Source organism: Cytobacillus kochii (assembly GCF_020171845.1).
Taxonomy (GTDB): domain Bacteria; phylum Bacillota; class Bacilli; order Bacillales; family Cytobacillaceae; genus Cytobacillus; species Cytobacillus kochii.
The window spans coordinates 250,991-268,209 of the sequence record NZ_JAIVAM010000008.1 but is presented as its reverse complement, the minus strand read 5'-3'; the positions used below and the strand labels follow the sequence as shown (position 1 = coordinate 268,209).

The window sequence follows — 17,219 nt, the reverse complement described above, 5'->3', positions numbered from 1 at the left end:
CTCACGTGGAGGGATAACCAATGCTGAAAAAACGTGACCTAAATGATTGTCAAGTTTTATTCGAATTGATGACGCACCCCGATGTCTTCCCTTTTGTGCGTCATAAAGCTCAATCTTATGAAGAACTGTTATTTATTACGAAACAAACGCTCGAAGCTGAGGAACAAGAAAAACTCATCTCTCGCACCATTACAGATGAATGGAATAATCCAATAGGCACAATTAGCTTATATGACATTGAAAACCAAGCTGGTTTTCTTGGCACATGGATCGGTAAACCTTATCATGGTAAAGGTTATAATCAATTAGCCAAAGATGCTTTCTTTAATGAACTTTTTTATGATTTAAATATTGAAACCATTTTTATGCGCATAAAAAAAGAAAATATTCGTTCATTAAAAGCTGCCCAGAAACTACCTTATGCCATTTATGCCAATGAATCACGTAAAAGTTTGTATGAAAAAATAAATGAAACTGGCCAAATTTACGATTTATTTGAAATCCCTAAAGATCTTTATTCTCTTCATATGCTTAGAGAAGGACTTACAGTGGAAGATACAACGCATCTAAAAGAAGCTTAAAAAAACAAGGGAGCTTAATAGCTACCCTTGTTTTTTATTCGCTAAAACCTGTTGATAAATTTTTCTGACTTCATAGGTCTTGTAAAGTTCTAATTTCCGCAACTCTATTGGATGTCTATTGACACCAAATTCTTTTAGTTTTGCAATATACCAGCCTTTTGAACCTTGATAAGCCATTCTCATCTCTCCCACAGTCTTTTTAACAATATATGTGATAAGAATCGGAGACATGCTTATTGATGAAGGTTTTTTCCTAACACATCTTTTGCTCCAGTTATTGGAATGACACTACCCGTGATAAAACTAGATGCAGGTTCAATAAGAAAAGCAATCACCCTCGCCACATCCTCCCCTGTGCCAGGGCGCCCTACAGGAGTTCGATCATCTTTTACTGTACAGGCATCGTCTATATCACTCTCTTTCCACTTGCCAATTATATCCCCTGGGCAAACCATATTAACTGTTATACCATTTTCCGCTTCTTCTAAGGCAAGCGTTTTTGTTAATGAGACTACACCTGATTTTGCTGCAGCAAAAGCCGAACGATACATCCATCCTGGGGCAGTTTCGGCGCGATCAAAACCTATTGTAATGATTCTCCCCCAATTCCCCTTTCTCATGAGTGGAATTATGGCTTTGCCTAATATAAATAAAGCTTGTAGATTTCCATTTATTAAATAAGACCATTCATCTAAAGAGTATTCAATCATTTTCTTTTTTTCATGAATATATGGGCCTGCGTTATGTATCAAGATATCAATTGAATCTGTTTTCGCTAATGATTGCTGTATGAGATAATTACATTCATCTTCATTCGTAATATCTGCTTTAATGGCAATATTTTTTGTCCCATATTTCTTAGTAAGGGCCTCACAAAGTTCAATTGCTTTTTGTTCGCTATGTCTATAATTAATAATCACATTTACATTTTGCTCTGCTACTTTCCAAGCAATACTGCTACCGATACCGGTTGACCCACCAGTAATTAACGCTGTCTTTGTATTCACGTAACAACCCCTTTTAGTTAGAATTTTTAAAATTATTATTTAATTTTAATACTAATCACTATAAAGTAATGTTGCAAGTGATTTGAATTGATGTTTTTTTAACGAAAATAGAAATGTTGCATAAATTAATGAATAGGCGATTATCATCATCGGAAAGATCATCTCTTTTTTTGGAAGGGTGAAAAGTGTATGTTCCCTTGGAATCAATTCCCATTTAATAAAGAAATGAAGGCCAAATTCGAAAAATTAAACCAAAAAGAAGTCAATGAGTATGTACAAGGGATGCTCGGAAAAGTCTTTCCGAATGACCTTCAATATTCAAACGAGCAAAAACAAGAAGAAACTCAACATACAACAGAAAATAGTCAATCACAAAGTAAATTAAGATTTCGTGTCTTGGAGACACATAAATATGTTTTTGTGCGAATAGAAATCCAAAAACGAGAATGGTTAAAGCAATTAAAAATGTATCATACAACCAATCAACTCATTCTCGAACATATTCCAAAGGACAGTGACCAAACACTTATTACATTACCGACTCTTGTAAATAAAAAAGGCGCTAAAGCAGACTACCAAGATGCCATTTTAGAAATCCAACTTTATAAGTTGATTGACCGGCAATTATCTGAAATACATGTCGATGACCATTAGTTAGGAGGGGGAAAAAGTATGTTACTACCTAAATACCCTAACGACATGCTTTCCATCATCAAAAATGGATTACCAAATATAAAACAAAGAAAGAAGAATGTCTTGATTGCAGGTGCAGGCATGGCTGGATTAGTTTCAGCCTCACTCCTTAAACAAGCGGGGCATACTGTCACTGTCCTAGAAGGGAATAACCGTATAGGAGGTAGAATCTACACGCTTAGGTCCCCTTTTACAAATGGGAATTATCTTAATATGGGTGCAATGAGAATTCCTCATACACATAAACTCGTATTAAAATATATAGAAAAGTTTCAATTGCCATTATCGCCTTTTATTAATAGTCATCCAAACGATATTATATATATTAATAATAGGAAAATTTCAAGAAAACAATACGAAGAAAATCCAAACTTACTTGATTTTCATTTAAATAAAAATGAGCAAGGAAAGACAGCCTTTACACTATTACAAGATGCGGTAGAGCCATTTATCACACTCTATAATAATAGTACAGAAGAAGAAAAGAAAAAAATGGTTTCAGAATACGACAAATATTCCATGGTCGATTTTTTAAAATATAACCCTTTAGCAACGGCTTTATCTTCAAATGCGATTAGATTAATTAGTATTCTCTTAGGTATTGAAGGGTTTCAAGAATTATCATTTATATCGATTTTATCTAGTGTCCTCTCCCCACTCTTTCAACCTGATATCAAATATTTTGAAATAAGAGGTGGGAATGATCGGCTTCCCTACTCCTTTCAAATGGAATTAGCATCGAACCTATTTTACAATCAAAAAATAGAAAGTATCAAACAAGGTAGTAACAAAGTAAACATATATGTCCATGATACATATCAACATACTTTTAAAACGTATACAGGTGATTATTGTCTTATTACCTTACCGTTTACTACACTTCAATTTATAGATTTACTACCCAAAAATAGCATTAGTCAAAAAAAATGGCAGGCCATTAGAGAATTGCAAAACATTTCTTCAATGAAAATTGGAATTGAGTTTAGTAGCCCTTTTTGGGAAAGGTACAACTTTGGTCATGTCATAACTGATTTACCGATTCGTTTTAGCTATATTCCAAGTAGAGTAAATAATGATGCACCAGCAGTTTTACTTGCAAGCTATAGTTGGGGCAGTGACGCTTTATTATGGAATAGTTTGTCACAATCAGATATTACGAGGGAAGTCTTGAAATGCTTAAGTGAAGTATATGGCAATATTGTCTATAAAGAATACCTAAGAACCGTTACATTTAATTGGAGCAGAAATTCATTTTCTGCAGGTTGTTTCACGTTATATGCACCAGGTCAACAAAAGCATTTCGGTGAGGAGGTAAGTAAACCCTCCGGCAGACTTCATTTTGCTGGGGAGCATGCATCCTTATTCCCTGGCTGGATTGAAGGAGCAATCGAGTCAGGGATCCGTGCAGCAGCAGAAATTCACATGAGGGAATAGTCATAATAAAAAACGGTGAAAAAGCCATAAATAATACAAAGACCTTTTCACCGTATATGCTATTTAAATGACAGTAAATCCACCGTCAACTGTTACAGGTTGACCCGTAAGTAAGCTTTACCCATCTTTACGCTCACCTCAGCGATGACAACGTTTGCACCTTTTTTCACTGCATGCCTTGACAGCTCCATAGCCAATCTCTGTTGCACCACTCGTGATGATATTTTTCGCGTAAGTTTATCATTTTACTCTTTCTTGTTTTACAAATTAAACCGATGTAGCACCTTGTCCACCATCGATACGATAATATGAACCTGAAATAAATGAAGCTTTTTCTGATGATAAAAATACCATTAGATCAGCAATTTCCTCAGCTGTTGCATATCTTTTCATTGGTACAGAGCTTTCAAATTGTGTACGTGCATTCTCTGTTTGTTCAGGCATGGCGTTTGCTTCAATGGATCTCATCATTTGTGTATCTACACCAGATGGTGCAACCGCATTTACTCTGACACCATAATCTGCCGCTTCTAATGCAGCCGTTTTGTTTAACCCGATTACCGCATGTTTAGATGCAACATAAAGTCCCATACCTGGTGCACCTAATAAACCACCGTTTGAAGCCGTATTAACGATAGCCCCACCTTTTTGAGCTTTCATCACAGGTAAAACATATTTTAATCCTAAAAACGCACCGTAAACATTTACACCAAATACTGCATCAAAATTTTTCTTTGTTTGCTCATCTAAGATGGCAAAATCGCCATTGATTCCAGCGTTATTTATAAATGTATCGATACGACCAAATGCTTGTTGGGTATCTTCAACATATTTCTTTACATCTTCTTCTTTTGTTACATCAGCTGATAATAGTAAAATCTCCTCAGCATCAATAGAAGCAGCAGCCTTTTCTAATGCTTCTTTAGATAAATCTACTAGTGCGAGCTTAGCACCTTCTTTAGCAAAAGCTTTAGCTGCTGCTATTCCAATACCACCTGCGGCACCTGTAATTAGTACTACTTTGTTGGCAAAATTCATCTGATATTCCTCCCTTTTGTTTCATACAAAATAATCATACTACTAAAATTGTATATTGTCGACAATTTTGTTTGCTATAATAGGATGCCCAAAAAGTGGCATCCTTATTCTAACGTTTCTAATAAAAGAGCTGGAACTACATCCTTCGCTTCAGTAATCTTATTTTCCATTAGATTTTTGGTAATTAATTTCATTTTCGGATGAAAACGATTCATCGTATTCATTGTCCATTTCACTTGGGCAAACACCGTCAATATATAAACAGATTCATAATAAAATTTAGATAGTGCTTTATTATTCGCCACTTCAAAAAAGAACGTTGTTAAACCCGTGGATTTCATTTGATAACCAATGAGATCACCTGCAAGGAACGCTTCTTCCACAGCATCGAGTTTTAATTTTAACGTATCTTTCGTTTCATCATGCCATCGATTCGAAGTCATATCTAGTGCCATTTGAATAAGTCCAACCATGACATGTGTATATTCTTTAATATCTTCTGTCGTAAAGGATTTTACAACTGTCCCTTTTCGATGAATACGCTCGACAATATTGTCTACTTGAAGTAAATATAATGCTTCTCTCACTGGAGCTCTGCTTGTTTTTAGCTCTTCTGCTATTTTCTCTTCAATAATTTTATCTCCAGGAATATAAGAACCTTCCATGATTTTCGTTAATATGTATTTGGCAATTTGTTCAGGAAGCGATTCACCAAATCGCTGTTCATTATTAAATAAAAAATCCTTCAAACCATTCACTCCGATGTTTAATTACTCTTTATTTATACATTATATCATTTAATTAGAACGATTTGGAAATTTAATCAGAATTGGATGAGTAAGCCGTCCGGTATATAGTTGTAATCAGATGGTTGTAAAAATTAATTTGGTATCCATCAAATTCATGCACATAAACTCAAACTATATTGGTAGATATTCATAAATAAACCTCACTTTGCTACAATAAGTCAAATCATAAAGTCTGAATATGTATTTGTTTTTATAAAGTAATAATAAAAAGATGAGCAACGTCTGCATCATATGATACAGGTGTTGCTCATCTTGAAGGATAATTTTAAGCATATTTATCCGATTATTATTTACCGATGAACATTTGAGTCCAGTAATTACCGTTCTCAACATAACCTACCCCAAGGTGAGTATAGCTAGAGTTAAGAATGTTTTCACGGTGACCTTGGCTATTCATCCATGCTTGTACTACTTCTTCTGGTGTTTGTTGACCTTGGGCAATGTTTTCACCTGCTGAAGTATAAGAAATACCAAATTGTTTCATCATATCAAATGGAGAACCATATGTTGGGCTGTTATGATCGAAATACCCTTTTGCTTGCATATCACGAGATTTTTCACGCGCTACCTTACTAAGCTCCACATCAAGTTTTAGTGCAGGAAGACCAGCATTTGCACGCTCTTTATTTGTTAAATCAAGGACTTGTTGTTCATATGCACTAACTTCAGATGAAGCTTCTTCTGATGGTGCTTGTGCTTCTTCAGTTACTTCTTGCTCTGGTTGTTTTTCTGGTTTTGTTGCTTCTTCAGCTGGTTGTTTTTCTGGTTGTGCTACTTCTTCAGCTGGTTGTTTTTCCGGTTGTGCTACTTCTTCAGCTGGTTGTTTTTCTGGTTGTGCTGCTTCTTTAGCTGGCTGTTCTGCTTGCTCTGGTTGTGCTGCTTCTTTAGCTGGCTGTTCTGCTTGCTCTGGTTGTGCTGCATGCGCTTTACCTTGTTCTAATGCTGCTTGTGCTTTTTCTTTCGCTTGACTTAAGATATTTTGAATATCTTCTTGATTCCAATTCACATTATATTTACCCATGCAATCTTGCATCACTTTATTAATATAATCTTGGTTTAACATATTAGAAGTTTGATAGACAAAAGCCTTTGTATCTACTTTTACCTGAGCTGGCTCTGCCGCTTCTGCCTTGTTTAAACCTGGTGCTGATACTAGTAATGCAGCTGCTGCCGCTACTGAAAAAATAACTTTCTTACTCATAATCTATTTCCTCCCTAATGGATGTTTTTTGTTGTTTCTTGCTGTGACATAATCATATCATAGGTTTTTTTGTAATATTTTTGGGAGGAAATAGCAATGAATCATTCTTGCATGAATCTATCTAATAATAGAAAGAAAAAACGTTATGATTAGTAGGTTTTTTTGATTTTTAGAGAATAGGTTTTTTTATCATTAATTGGTAATGACACTATCGTGTTTCCATTTATATACTAGAATACTATACTTGACAACTTAAAAAAGTCTTTTTCTCTTTTACGTTTATTACATGAAGGTAACATTCGTGATATTTATTATGCAACTATAATGAAATGATATCAAAGGCTAAAAACCTTGTTGTAAGGCGGTTTGTAGCATATAAACCTATTTTCATTTGCCTATGAAAAGGAAGGGAAATACATCCTTATCCTTCTACATAAAAGGCCACTCTTCTTCTTTATAGAAAGAGTAGCCTTTAAAAATTAATGATCATTTACCATCGGAAGTATAATTTGTATCGTTGTCCCAATATTGTATTCACTTTGAATAAGCAAGCGCCCTCCATGTAAATGAACGAGTTTCTCCACAATAGCCAAACCAAGCCCTGTACCTCCATCAGCTCTTGTCCTTGCTTTATTTACTCGGTAAAATCTTTGCCGGATTTTATCTAAGTCTTCTTCAGGTATCCCAATCCCAGAGTCTTCCAATTGAATACAACAGCCATCTTCTGTTTGGAAAAGATCAAGTAATAAGGTGCCCTCATCAGTATACCTAATCGCATTATCAAAAATATTTTGCATAATTTGTTCGATTCTTCCTTCATCTGCAATAATAATAATATCAGGATCGAGATCAACTTCTATAGATAAGCCTTTTCTTATAATTCGCGGACTATACTTTTGCACGACATCTTCCAAAAGCTGGGCTAAGGGTATTGGCGCCTTCACCAAACGATAGTCATCTGTTTCAAGTTTTGACAAATCTAATAAATCACCGACAAGTCTCTCCATCCGAGTTGCTTCCCGATAAATGAGAGCAAGATATTTTTCTTGATCTTCTTCATTTGTTACAAGACCAGACTTTAGTGCATCACTATATCCTTTGACATAACTAATCGGTGTTCTTAATTCATGAGACACATTAGCAAGAAATTCTCTCTTTCTATCATCTTCTTTTTGAATAGATGTGGCCATTGAATTAAAAGCACTAGCCAGTTCACCAATTTCATCTTGTTGATTTGTCGATAAGTGCACATTGTAATTCCCTCTAGACACTTGTTCAGCTGCTAACTTCATTTCCATTAACGGGCTAGTCATTCTTTTAATGAGGAAAGTACCTGTCATAATGGCGAATAGAAGAAAGATGAGCGCGGCAAGCATCCAAAGATAAGCGAAATCCTGTGTAATATCAGAAATTTTCTCTAACGGTAAATAGACATATATAATACCAGCGAGGCGATTATCATCTAATAACGGGATAATGACACCCATAATACGAGTATCAAACCTTTCTTCAAAACCCGTTTTGTAAATTGGATTTCCCTTTAATAATTGCTCTCGTTCTTCTCCGTTAATGAGCGAATCATATTTCATTTCAAATGGAAAGCATGCGCTCAATTCCCTAGGATTATCTACCATGATGATATCGGTTTCTGATTTATCATTGTACCAAGCTACTTTTTCCTTTAAGTCTGTACTTATTTCTCCACCTTTATAATCAGACGCTAAGGCTAATCCTTCTTCTAATAATGTATCTTCTACATTTTCGACATATAATTTCTCATAAAACAGATAAGATAATATGTAGGAATAAAGAATTGTGATAAGTATCGCTATCGTCACCGTTAACCATAACTTTTTGGCTAATGTGTCGGTAAGGTACTTCATTTGTCTGGTACCTCTAGTTTATAACCTACCCCCCATACGGTTTGAATGTAATCTGCTATACCCAATTTCATCCTTAATGTTTTAATATGGGTATCAACCGTTCGTAGGCTACCATCATATTCAATTCCCCACACATGTTCAAGGAGCTGCTCCCTTGAAAGAGCCTGGTTAACATGTTGAATTAAATAAGAAAGCATTTCAAACTCTTTTAATGTTAAAGATATTTTTTCCTCTTCGACAAGGACTCTCCGCGCTTTTTTATCTATTGATAACTTTCCTATTTTTATTTGCTCTGATTCTTGTTTCACTTTTCCAGATCTCCGAAGGACTGCATGTATTCTAGCAACAAGCTCTCCTGGACTAAGTGGTTTAACAATATAATCGTCCCCGCCTAATTGTAGCCCCTTCACTTTATCCCATTCTTCTCCTTTTGCCGAAAGAAAAATGATTGGAATATCTGAATTAGTACGTATTCTTTGACAAACTTCATATCCATCTTCATTTGGCATCATAATATCTAAAATGACTAAATCAATTTCAGCTTCCTTCAATATCATGTAGCCTTCTTCACCACTCTCAGCTGTATAGCATTTAAATCCCGAATTCTCCAAATACATCTCAATCAATGTTCTCATATCTGGTTCATCATCAATAATTAATATATTTACTTTTCTCATGAATCCTCGTTCTCCCTAAGCAAAATTTGAAACGGACCTTCGCCTACTTCTACTGATCCTTTCAGTTTTATTGTTTTTGAATCGATAAATTGTAACTCAGAGCTATCATACCCTGCGACTAATACTATATCGCTAAAGGTTTCAATTGTGAAAGGGTTAGCTGTTACGCTCATTTCACCTATTACTTCACCAGCCTCATTTAACTTATACAGCAAATTGGTTCCATGGCTCACAACAAATATCGACTCATCAGCTTTGGTAAAATCGACTGGCATCGAAGGAACACTAATTTTCCTTAATGCTTTTCCGGTCTCTCTATCATAAACATGTACATATTTTTCAATATCTAATCCTTCACCATGTCCACCAACCCATATTTCGTTATCTAATGAGAACAAACCTGTTGCATGTGTATGTATTTCATAGTTTTCTTTTATCTCCATTGTTTCCAAATCAATACTTGTAAGAAGATTTTCATCAAACCCTATAATGATGAGTTCATCACGAGCTTCATCATGTTTCATCTCTAGTGGTCGATCAAAGATGTCAATATGACTCGTTTCTTCTCCATTACTATTAAAAAAACGGACGCTATTTTTTCTTTCATCTAAAGCAACTATTGTATCAGGTCTTAGTTCCTCAACATCTACAACACCCTCACCAATCGTCCACTGATGAATCAGTTCCCCTTTAGATAATGAATAAAGATCAATCGTGTTTAACTTTTCACCATACAGTAACAGAGTGTCGCCATCTGATAGTACACTTCCTCCTGTGTATGCTTTATTGACCTTCCATGAACCGATGGTATTTTGCGCCTGTATGTCTATAAATGATAGGCTCATCTCCTTAATATTTACTGTTATCGCAATATCCCGATCAGCTGGTATATTAGTGAATTCTTCTTGTCTACAACCAGTTAAGAAAGAAGAAATCAGTAAGGAAAATATGAACGCCTTGTAATAACGCATATAAAGTTTCTCCCCAGTTTTAATGTTTTATAAGTCAAGGATACCGGATGGTTGTGTTAAAAGTGTGAAAACATTCAATCGATTGTATCGAAAATTTCAAAATGTATATCAATGAGTGCGACTTTCATATCAGAAGAAAGGGAGGAGTCATTAATTCTTTTAATCGCAGCAATTAACTTTTTTTGTTTATCTTTTCTTACTCGCGGGTGAGCATTTTCATCTCTTAATTCTTTTTCTATTGCTATCATTAACACAATATCCGGATTTTCTTCACCTGTTGCCAGTGCTCTATTTTTCCATAATGAACGGTAGCTTTGTAAAAGATCCTTACTATTCATTTTAATTCACTCCTCTCATATTGAATCTACTTGATTCATACATAAATTTCAATTGAACGTTAAAAATAAAAGTAATTCATTAATAGGAAGGGGCTAGTCTATGACTACACCATATTGCTGTCCATCATGTAAAACAAACCGTTCACGCTTTAATATTATTGAACAACATCCGCGTTCAGTTAAGCTTGACCCACAATCAGGCTCTGTACTGGAGGAATACGCAGCAGAAAATTTAACAGCTTTCCATTTAAAATATAATGGTCCAACAGTAAGAATTCAATGCGGCGCATGTGGCCTAATAGAAGATGAAAAAACGTTTATTAAGTTTGGAGAAAACCAATAAAAAATAAGGGTGTAGTAATGAAGAAGGCGTTCAAAATCGATACGATCATGAACGCCTTTTTTTATCTTGTCATTTGCCTAGCTCATTTAAAGTCAAATGCGATTTTTCAACAAAAAATTCTTAGCATCGACCTGCCATGGATCAAGTGGAGAGAATCTTACTAAACGAATGGAACCGCGATAGCTCTTCTTGCCTTTACTCTTTATATACCAATCCACTTGAATGGGAAGATTAACTACTAATGCCGTATTTCCTTTCTCTATGTGACCAATTGAAGTTAACTTAACATTTTCAATCGAACGGATCGCTTTGTCATCTATCTTGTTTAATGCGACAAGAGACAGGAGATAAGCATCTTGTTGTTTCAAGCCTTCTATAAAGGCAGCTGATACTTTTTCCGGATCAGATATAGCCATATACTCATCAAGTTTACCTGCAGCTTTGAGAATCATCAATTTATGAGATAAATCCATTGAATTGGTACGATGTGTCGTACTACCAAAAAAATGAATACAAAAATGACCTGGAAAATTATTCGATAAAGCACCTGCCCCGTGTGGCATCCCGTGCATGGAAGCAGCAATCCATTCTCCATCACTAATGACGATAATTGCTCTTCGCTTCCAACTCCATTTTCCATTATAAATTTCCTTCATTGTCTTTGTATCTTCTTTCGTTAATGGTTGAACATCTGCATGCTCACTACCAGCTCTTCGTTGGACATCAAATCGCTTACCAGTATCGACATCTAGCACAGTAAACTTCTTAAACTTCGGTAAATGTTCTTTCGCTTCTTTCCAAGGCAACATCTGGATAGGTAATCCAATTTCATCATCCACCATACCATACATCTTTGCAGGGAACACTAAATAAAGCATTAAAAACAAGGAGACAATGCACCACTTTTTCATCTTTTATCACTCTTCTTTATTAGGTTTCATCGTAAAGTTTGCCTAAACATGAGCATTTTTATGTATAGTAACTTTTGGGTGGATTTGTCCATCTGAAACACAATAAGGAGAGTAGCTTCTAGAATAACGCCTCTCGACTTGTTAACAGCTAAAGACTTGGATGGTTTTGCGCAAAAAAAACTGAGTAAGAACAAAATCCTACTCAGTTTATTTTTAATCAATATATTCTTTTGGTTTTTCTAGAGATTGTAGTCCGCTTTCGATTTTATCCCAATCAATATTTTCTCCGATGAATACCATGTTTAAAGGAATATTCATTTCTTCTTGAAAATATACAGGCATCCCGTATGAAAATTGGAAAAGCTGTGGATAGGCTAAAGATGAGAACTTAATATATCCCTTCATTCGATAGAGCGTGTCAGGTAATTCCCTCAAAAAATCCTCAAAAGCAGATTGATCTACAGCTCCTTTAAATTGATAAACAAAGGTGCTCAAATGTAAATCTGTGCCAATCCTGCTGCTAGATTGTTTTTCTTTCGGCAATAAGGACAATTCTCTTATTCGTTTAATTGGTACTTTTGCATTTTTTGTTAACAATGTAAAAGCTGTCGAATTAATACTTTGAACTTCTTGGATGACATTTGCTTGTTCATCTTCAGATAACAGGTCAATTTTATTAACAAGTAGGCAATCTGCATGTCTAATTTGCTCAACTAAAAGCTGTAGCACTTGCGGTGTCAATTCTTTTCTGTTTAACCATCTTGCACTATCAAGGATTGAGATAATACCTTTAGGGACAATTGAGTTAGCAAAAAGTGGTGAAAGCACAGCATCTAACACTTCCACTGGATGTGCCGCTCCTGTCGCTTCAATATAGATGACATCTGGTTTTTCAACCGTTAATAAACCTTGTAATTGTCCCTCTAATTTGTCTTGAATGGTACAACAAATACAGCCATCCAATAATTCTTTTAACGGAATGTCCTCATCTATTGCATCTGAATCAATTGATACTTTTCCTAATTCATTCATTAATACAGCCACTTTTCTACCGTTCTCTTTTTCATCCTGTAGCAACTGCTTTAACAGTGTTGTCTTTCCACTCCCTAATAATCCAGCTAATATATAGATCTCTGTACTCATGTTTATTTTTTCCCCTTAAAGTCTATTCTGCAATTGTCTCTTCAATCATATTACTGAGTTTGTTTTTTATTATTTCATACGTATCGTCGGTGATATAGCCTATTTTTTGGAACTCTTCTTGCTTACATTTCCATACGGGAATATATCCATGTGGGAAATATTCATCCTCTTCTTCTAATCCTACTTCAATAAAAGATTGGTAGTCGCTTTCTAAACATTGATCATGTTGTGCTTCTTTTCCTTTTTTACAGCGAATGAATTCAATCACCAAGTGTTCATGTTGTTTGTAATGTCTGAGCATTTCAGCGATTAACATTTCACAAGTTTGTTCGACCTGAACGACCTCCTTCTTCATTTTATCATTCATTTGAACAATCTGCCTCATGGAAACCACCTCTTTCATTGAACCATTGTAAAGGATAGAAGAGAATGGCACAAATATTACGGTCGCCCATTGACCTCCGTAACATTCTTCTCTTTAAAAAACTGCCTGAGGGCGGAGATATTTTCTTTATAATCCATATCTAACACAGCGCCAGCATGCGGAGAATTTTTATCAACAAATGAATCGTCTACCGGAATCCGCATTGTTTCTATATCTGTTATTGGATTCAATAATACAGAGGTCGCCATCGCAAACATCTGATCAATATGTAAATCTGTATCAACATTTGCCATAATCATTTTCATCATTTCAGGTGATTTGGCGATTCCTTCAATAGATGTCATATGGTTTTTTAGTTCTTCCTTTAATAAAGCAAGCACTTCCTGTTGTCGCTTTACTCTTCCATAATCGTATTCATCATCATGACGAAATCGAACGTAATCTAATAGTTGCTCACCATTCAAAAAGTTTTTACCTGGCTCAATGTTCATATTCATATCTTCAATCATTGCTGCAGGAACATCAACTTCCAGTCCATTTGGAGCAACAGTATTTAGGATATTTGCAAATCCTTTAAAGTCAATGACAACTGAATGATCAATCTTTATTTGAAAATTTTCTTCGATTGTTTGTGAAAGTAATTCCGTTCCTCCTAAAAAATAGGCATGATTCAATTTATGGTATCCTTTTTCATAATTCGGGATCTCTACATAGCTATCACGCATAATAGAGACTAGTTTAACTCTTTCTTCTTTTGGTTCATACCGAGCTAACATAATTGTATCAGATCTTGAATCTGCTTCTCCTCTAGAATCAACACCAACAAGTAAAAATGTTTTTGGATCTGAATTGTTCCATGTTGTTCCCTTCTCCTTTTGACGGTTATCTTTCTCAGATATGCCAGATGAACATGCTGCTAATAGCAAAGCTAACAAAATGATGACATATTTTCTCATGGTTCATCCTCCTTATTTTTCCTTATTCATTCATTGTAGGGATAGATGAACAACTTTATACTTTAAAAAAGAGGAAATAGTTTTTTACATTTTTGCCTACCTAGCGTAAGGGTGCTTTCTCATATAAAAAGAACAAACTAACAACCCATTATTGCGTGTTGTTAGTTTGTTCGGTGCTTAACTTAATTTCTTTTCAACTGTCACAATCACTTCTTTTTTAATTCCTGCTGAAAAGAAAATGATACTACATAAACAAATGACGGCGATCACAAAGAAGGCAATTGTTCCCCCGCTGATACCAATCAAGTATCCACCAATCATTGGGCCAATAAAACTACCTGTATTCCTGAACTGAGCAGCACCAAAATACGTGCCACGTAATTCCTCTGAAGCTAATTGATCAATTAATATACTACTTGCTGGAAACGATAATATCTCTCCAAAGGTGAATAAGATTACACCGATAACTGCCATTATCCAATGAGTGGATATAGCAAAAAAGAATAACCCAATAGCTACAAGAGCCGAACCAATAATCATAGATTTTAAAGGGCGAACCTTTTCCATCAGTTTTGCAAAAGGTAATTGTAATATAATTACAAGGATGGCATTAATGGATAAAAGAAATGAATAAATGACGACGCCATTCTCCAATCGGTTATCAAAGTGTTGTGGTAAGTTTGAATCCATTTGCGAATAACCTATCGCAAGTAAAATACCACCTAGAATATAATACAATAGTGACCTATCCCTCCTTACAATGTGAAAGGCAACAGGTAAGGTCACATTTTCTTTATTCTCCAAACGAGGAACACGCTGAATCGTAAACAATAAAATGAACATATATGCTAAATAAATACCACCAGTAATATAAAAAGTGAGAGACGCATTTGTTAATGCTAATACAACCCCGATTAATGGACCAACAGCTGCCCCAATATTAATTGCGACATATCTTAAGGAAAATACTTTCATTCTTTGTTCCTTTTTTGTTAAATCGGCCATCAATGCTTGTGCAGTTGGTTCAAAAAAGGAATTACACAAACCAAGTAAAGCATTGAGTAGCAAAAAAGCAAGAGCTGAGGCGGACAAAGCAAAGCCAAAATAAGCGGCTGCTGTACCAATTAATGCAACAAGCATAATCGGCTTTCTTCCAAATTGGTCAGATAAATGCCCCCCTATAAAACCACCTATTGTCGACATTAATGGACCCATCCCGATAATGAGGCCAATTAAAAACGAAGGATAGTCCTGATTCACTAAATATATAGATAAAAAGGGCAACGTCATAAATGCCGCCCCGCGAGATAAGATTGTACCAACTAGTAAAATCCATATCGTGCGATGAAACTGATTATAATAATCTTGTAATCGTTTAATCATGTTGGTTATCCTTTCGATTCTTTTACAATACGCCCTTTAACTAGAAACAAATAAGATAATAGAGCTAAGATTTCTGCACTAGCAATAATATATGCCATTGGCCATGAAGAAGATTCACCAGCTATTCCAACTAACGGAGCAGCCATACCACCAAGCAAGAACGTCATTAAGCCAATTAAGGCTGAAGCACTACCAGCATTTTCGCCTTGTGAAGCCATTGCCATCGAAAAAGTTGATGTATTAACAACCCCAACAGCAGAAACAACTAAAAATAACGGAATAAGAACACCCCAAATACCTAGATGAAAAATTTCACTTAGAAGTAATGTAACCCCTCCAACTAAAGCAATCATCAATCCACCGACTAATAAAGTTCCCTCATGTATTCGCTCTGAAAGTTTTCCCGTTAATTGACTGCCTAAAATAATGCCAATTCCATTCATTGCAAAACAAACACTAAACATTTGCGGAGAAAGACCATAAATGTTTTGCAATACAAAGGGAGATCCAGAAATATAAGCAAACATTGCAGCACCAACAAAACCTTGAGATAAAGCGTATCCCATAAATTTACGGTCTTTTACGATTTTTCCGAAACGGCTAAAGGAAACAAAAACGCCTCCATTTACCCTTTTCTCAGCAGGCAAGCTTTCTTGTAATGAAAAGATAACCAGTAATAAGCTAAGAAACCCGATTAATGTTAAAACAAAAAATACACCTCTCCAAGAGGTAATCGCTAATAGTTGGCCACCAAAAACGGGTGCTAAAATAGGGGCTGCCCCGTTTATTAAACTAAGTGTGGCAAAAAATTTAGTTAATTGTGTACCACTGTATAAATCTCGAACTACCGCTCTTGATATAACAATTCCTACAGCCCCGGCTAATCCCTGAATAAACCTTAATATGATGAACAATTCAACGTTTGGAGAGGCCATGCAGGCAACTGAAATGAGACAATATAAAATAAGTCCAACTATTAACGGCCTCTTACGGCCAACCATATCACTAATTGGCCCGGCAAAAATTTGTCCTAAAGCTAAACCAACCATACATGCTGTTAAGCTTAATTGTGCATAGGATGCACTTGTTTGCATATCATCTGCTAGATTAGGTAATGCCGGAAGATACATATCTAAGGATAGTGGCCCAAAAGCAGATAACAATCCCAGAATAACGGCCAGCATGAGACGCTTACTTCTACTTTCCTCCTTATCGTTACTTAATTCACTCGTTTCGTACATCACACATCCTTCTTTCCATCTTCAATACAATTTTAGAATATTGCTAATTTACCATAAAACCTTTAAAAAAACATCAGTCTTTTTCAAATAAATTCGTCAAGCGAAATAAATATTTTAAATTTATATTAAAGCTCAACAACTAAGCCTCTGTTTGCTATTTTCTATTTAGTGCTAATCTCGGGCTATCTGAATGACATGTAAACCCTCTTTGCGTAAACTCATCAT

General features: G+C 35.4%; 19 protein-coding genes. 4 read left to right on the top strand and 15 right to left on the bottom strand.

The genetic code is table 11. From position 1 onward, the window contains the following. The first annotated feature begins 20 nt into the window (after positions 1-20). Entirely contained in the window at positions 21-581 is a 561-nt protein-coding gene (locus tag LCM23_RS14415; RefSeq protein WP_224937583.1) for a GNAT family N-acetyltransferase, read from the top strand. Between the two features lie 21 nt (positions 582-602). On the opposite strand, the gene LCM23_RS14410 is transcribed toward LCM23_RS14415, so the two are convergent. Next, the gene (locus LCM23_RS14410; protein WP_095372920.1) at positions 603-758 is read right to left on the bottom strand and encodes a DUF2639 domain-containing protein; all 156 of its coding nucleotides are present in this window, start codon (positions 756-758) and stop codon (positions 603-605) included. 56 nt (positions 759-814) lie between these two features. Next, the gene (locus LCM23_RS14405) at positions 815-1,588 is read right to left on the bottom strand and encodes an SDR family oxidoreductase (RefSeq protein ID WP_224937582.1); all 774 of its coding nucleotides are present in this window, start codon (positions 1,586-1,588) and stop codon (positions 815-817) included. A 189-nt stretch (positions 1,589-1,777) separates the two neighbouring features. On the opposite strand from LCM23_RS14405, the gene LCM23_RS14400 reads away from it, so the two are divergent. Together LCM23_RS14400 and LCM23_RS14395 are read left to right on the top strand one after the other, a co-directional pair. Continuing rightward, entirely contained in the window at positions 1,778-2,242 is a 465-nt protein-coding gene (locus LCM23_RS14400; RefSeq protein WP_224937581.1) for an Hsp20/alpha crystallin family protein, read from the top strand. An 18-nt stretch (positions 2,243-2,260) separates the two neighbouring features. Next, the gene (locus LCM23_RS14395) at positions 2,261-3,715 is read left to right on the top strand and encodes a flavin monoamine oxidase family protein (protein ID WP_224937580.1); all 1,455 of its coding nucleotides are present in this window, start codon (positions 2,261-2,263) and stop codon (positions 3,713-3,715) included. A gap of 267 nt (positions 3,716-3,982) precedes the next feature. Here the strand turns inward: LCM23_RS14395 and LCM23_RS14390 are convergent, their stop codons facing one another. The 7 genes from LCM23_RS14390 to LCM23_RS14360 all read right to left on the bottom strand — a co-directional run bounded on the left by LCM23_RS14390 (position 3,983) and on the right by LCM23_RS14360 (position 10,632). Next, complete coding sequence (locus LCM23_RS14390) at positions 3,983-4,753, bottom strand: SDR family NAD(P)-dependent oxidoreductase (protein ID WP_224937579.1); 771 nt, start codon at positions 4,751-4,753, stop codon at positions 3,983-3,985. 104 nt (positions 4,754-4,857) lie between these two features. Then, positions 4,858-5,502 (bottom strand): GntR family transcriptional regulator, encoded by a 645-nt coding sequence (locus tag LCM23_RS14385; protein WP_224937578.1) that lies wholly within the window; start codon positions 5,500-5,502, stop codon positions 4,858-4,860. 346 nt (positions 5,503-5,848) lie between these two features. Next, positions 5,849-6,763 carry a CAP domain-containing protein gene (locus tag LCM23_RS14380; RefSeq protein ID WP_224937577.1) on the bottom strand — a complete coding sequence of 305 codons (915 nt, stop codon included), beginning with the start codon at positions 6,761-6,763 and terminating at the stop codon, positions 5,849-5,851. A 479-nt stretch (positions 6,764-7,242) separates the two neighbouring features. After that, on the bottom strand, positions 7,243-8,646 hold the full coding sequence (locus LCM23_RS14375) for a sensor histidine kinase (protein ID WP_224937576.1): 1,404 nt from the start codon (positions 8,644-8,646) through the stop codon (positions 7,243-7,245). Continuing rightward, positions 8,643-9,323 (bottom strand): response regulator transcription factor, encoded by a 681-nt coding sequence (locus tag LCM23_RS14370; protein WP_224937575.1) that lies wholly within the window; start codon positions 9,321-9,323, stop codon positions 8,643-8,645. Before LCM23_RS14370 ends, LCM23_RS14375 begins: the two co-directional genes overlap by 4 nt. Further along, the gene (locus LCM23_RS14365) at positions 9,320-10,294 is read right to left on the bottom strand and encodes a YncE family protein (RefSeq protein WP_224937574.1); all 975 of its coding nucleotides are present in this window, start codon (positions 10,292-10,294) and stop codon (positions 9,320-9,322) included. The genes LCM23_RS14370 and LCM23_RS14365 overlap by 4 nt, the downstream gene beginning before the upstream one ends. Positions 10,295-10,368: 74 nt before the next feature. Further along, the gene (locus LCM23_RS14360) at positions 10,369-10,632 is read right to left on the bottom strand and encodes a hypothetical protein (RefSeq protein ID WP_224937573.1); all 264 of its coding nucleotides are present in this window, start codon (positions 10,630-10,632) and stop codon (positions 10,369-10,371) included. Between the two features lie 100 nt (positions 10,633-10,732). Between LCM23_RS14360 and LCM23_RS14355 the strand changes: the two genes are divergently transcribed. After that, positions 10,733-10,975 carry a DNA alkylation repair protein gene (locus tag LCM23_RS14355; protein WP_095372909.1) on the top strand — a complete coding sequence of 81 codons (243 nt, stop codon included), beginning with the start codon at positions 10,733-10,735 and terminating at the stop codon, positions 10,973-10,975. Between the two features lie 92 nt (positions 10,976-11,067). On the opposite strand, the gene LCM23_RS14350 is transcribed toward LCM23_RS14355, so the two are convergent. The 6 genes from LCM23_RS14350 to LCM23_RS14325 form a co-directional block, all read right to left on the bottom strand. Next, the gene (locus LCM23_RS14350; RefSeq protein WP_224937572.1) at positions 11,068-11,886 is read right to left on the bottom strand and encodes a hypothetical protein; all 819 of its coding nucleotides are present in this window, start codon (positions 11,884-11,886) and stop codon (positions 11,068-11,070) included. Positions 11,887-12,099: 213 nt separating this feature from the next. Beyond that, positions 12,100-13,029 carry a CobW family GTP-binding protein gene (locus LCM23_RS14345; RefSeq protein WP_224937571.1) on the bottom strand — a complete coding sequence of 310 codons (930 nt, stop codon included), beginning with the start codon at positions 13,027-13,029 and terminating at the stop codon, positions 12,100-12,102. 22 nt (positions 13,030-13,051) lie between these two features. Then, positions 13,052-13,414, bottom strand: a complete 363-nt coding sequence (locus LCM23_RS14340; RefSeq protein ID WP_224937570.1) for a hypothetical protein — start codon at positions 13,412-13,414, stop codon at positions 13,052-13,054. Positions 13,415-13,470: 56 nt separating this feature from the next. Further along, positions 13,471-14,370, bottom strand: coding sequence for an LCP family protein (locus LCM23_RS14335; protein ID WP_224937569.1), 900 nt, complete (start codon positions 14,368-14,370; stop codon positions 13,471-13,473). A 177-nt stretch (positions 14,371-14,547) separates the two neighbouring features. Continuing rightward, positions 14,548-15,753, bottom strand: a complete 1,206-nt coding sequence (locus tag LCM23_RS14330; RefSeq protein ID WP_224937568.1) for an MDR family MFS transporter — start codon at positions 15,751-15,753, stop codon at positions 14,548-14,550. Between the two features lie 5 nt (positions 15,754-15,758). Then, positions 15,759-16,994, bottom strand: coding sequence for a multidrug effflux MFS transporter (locus LCM23_RS14325; protein WP_224937567.1), 1,236 nt, complete (start codon positions 16,992-16,994; stop codon positions 15,759-15,761). Positions 16,995-17,219: the final 225 nt, after the last annotated feature.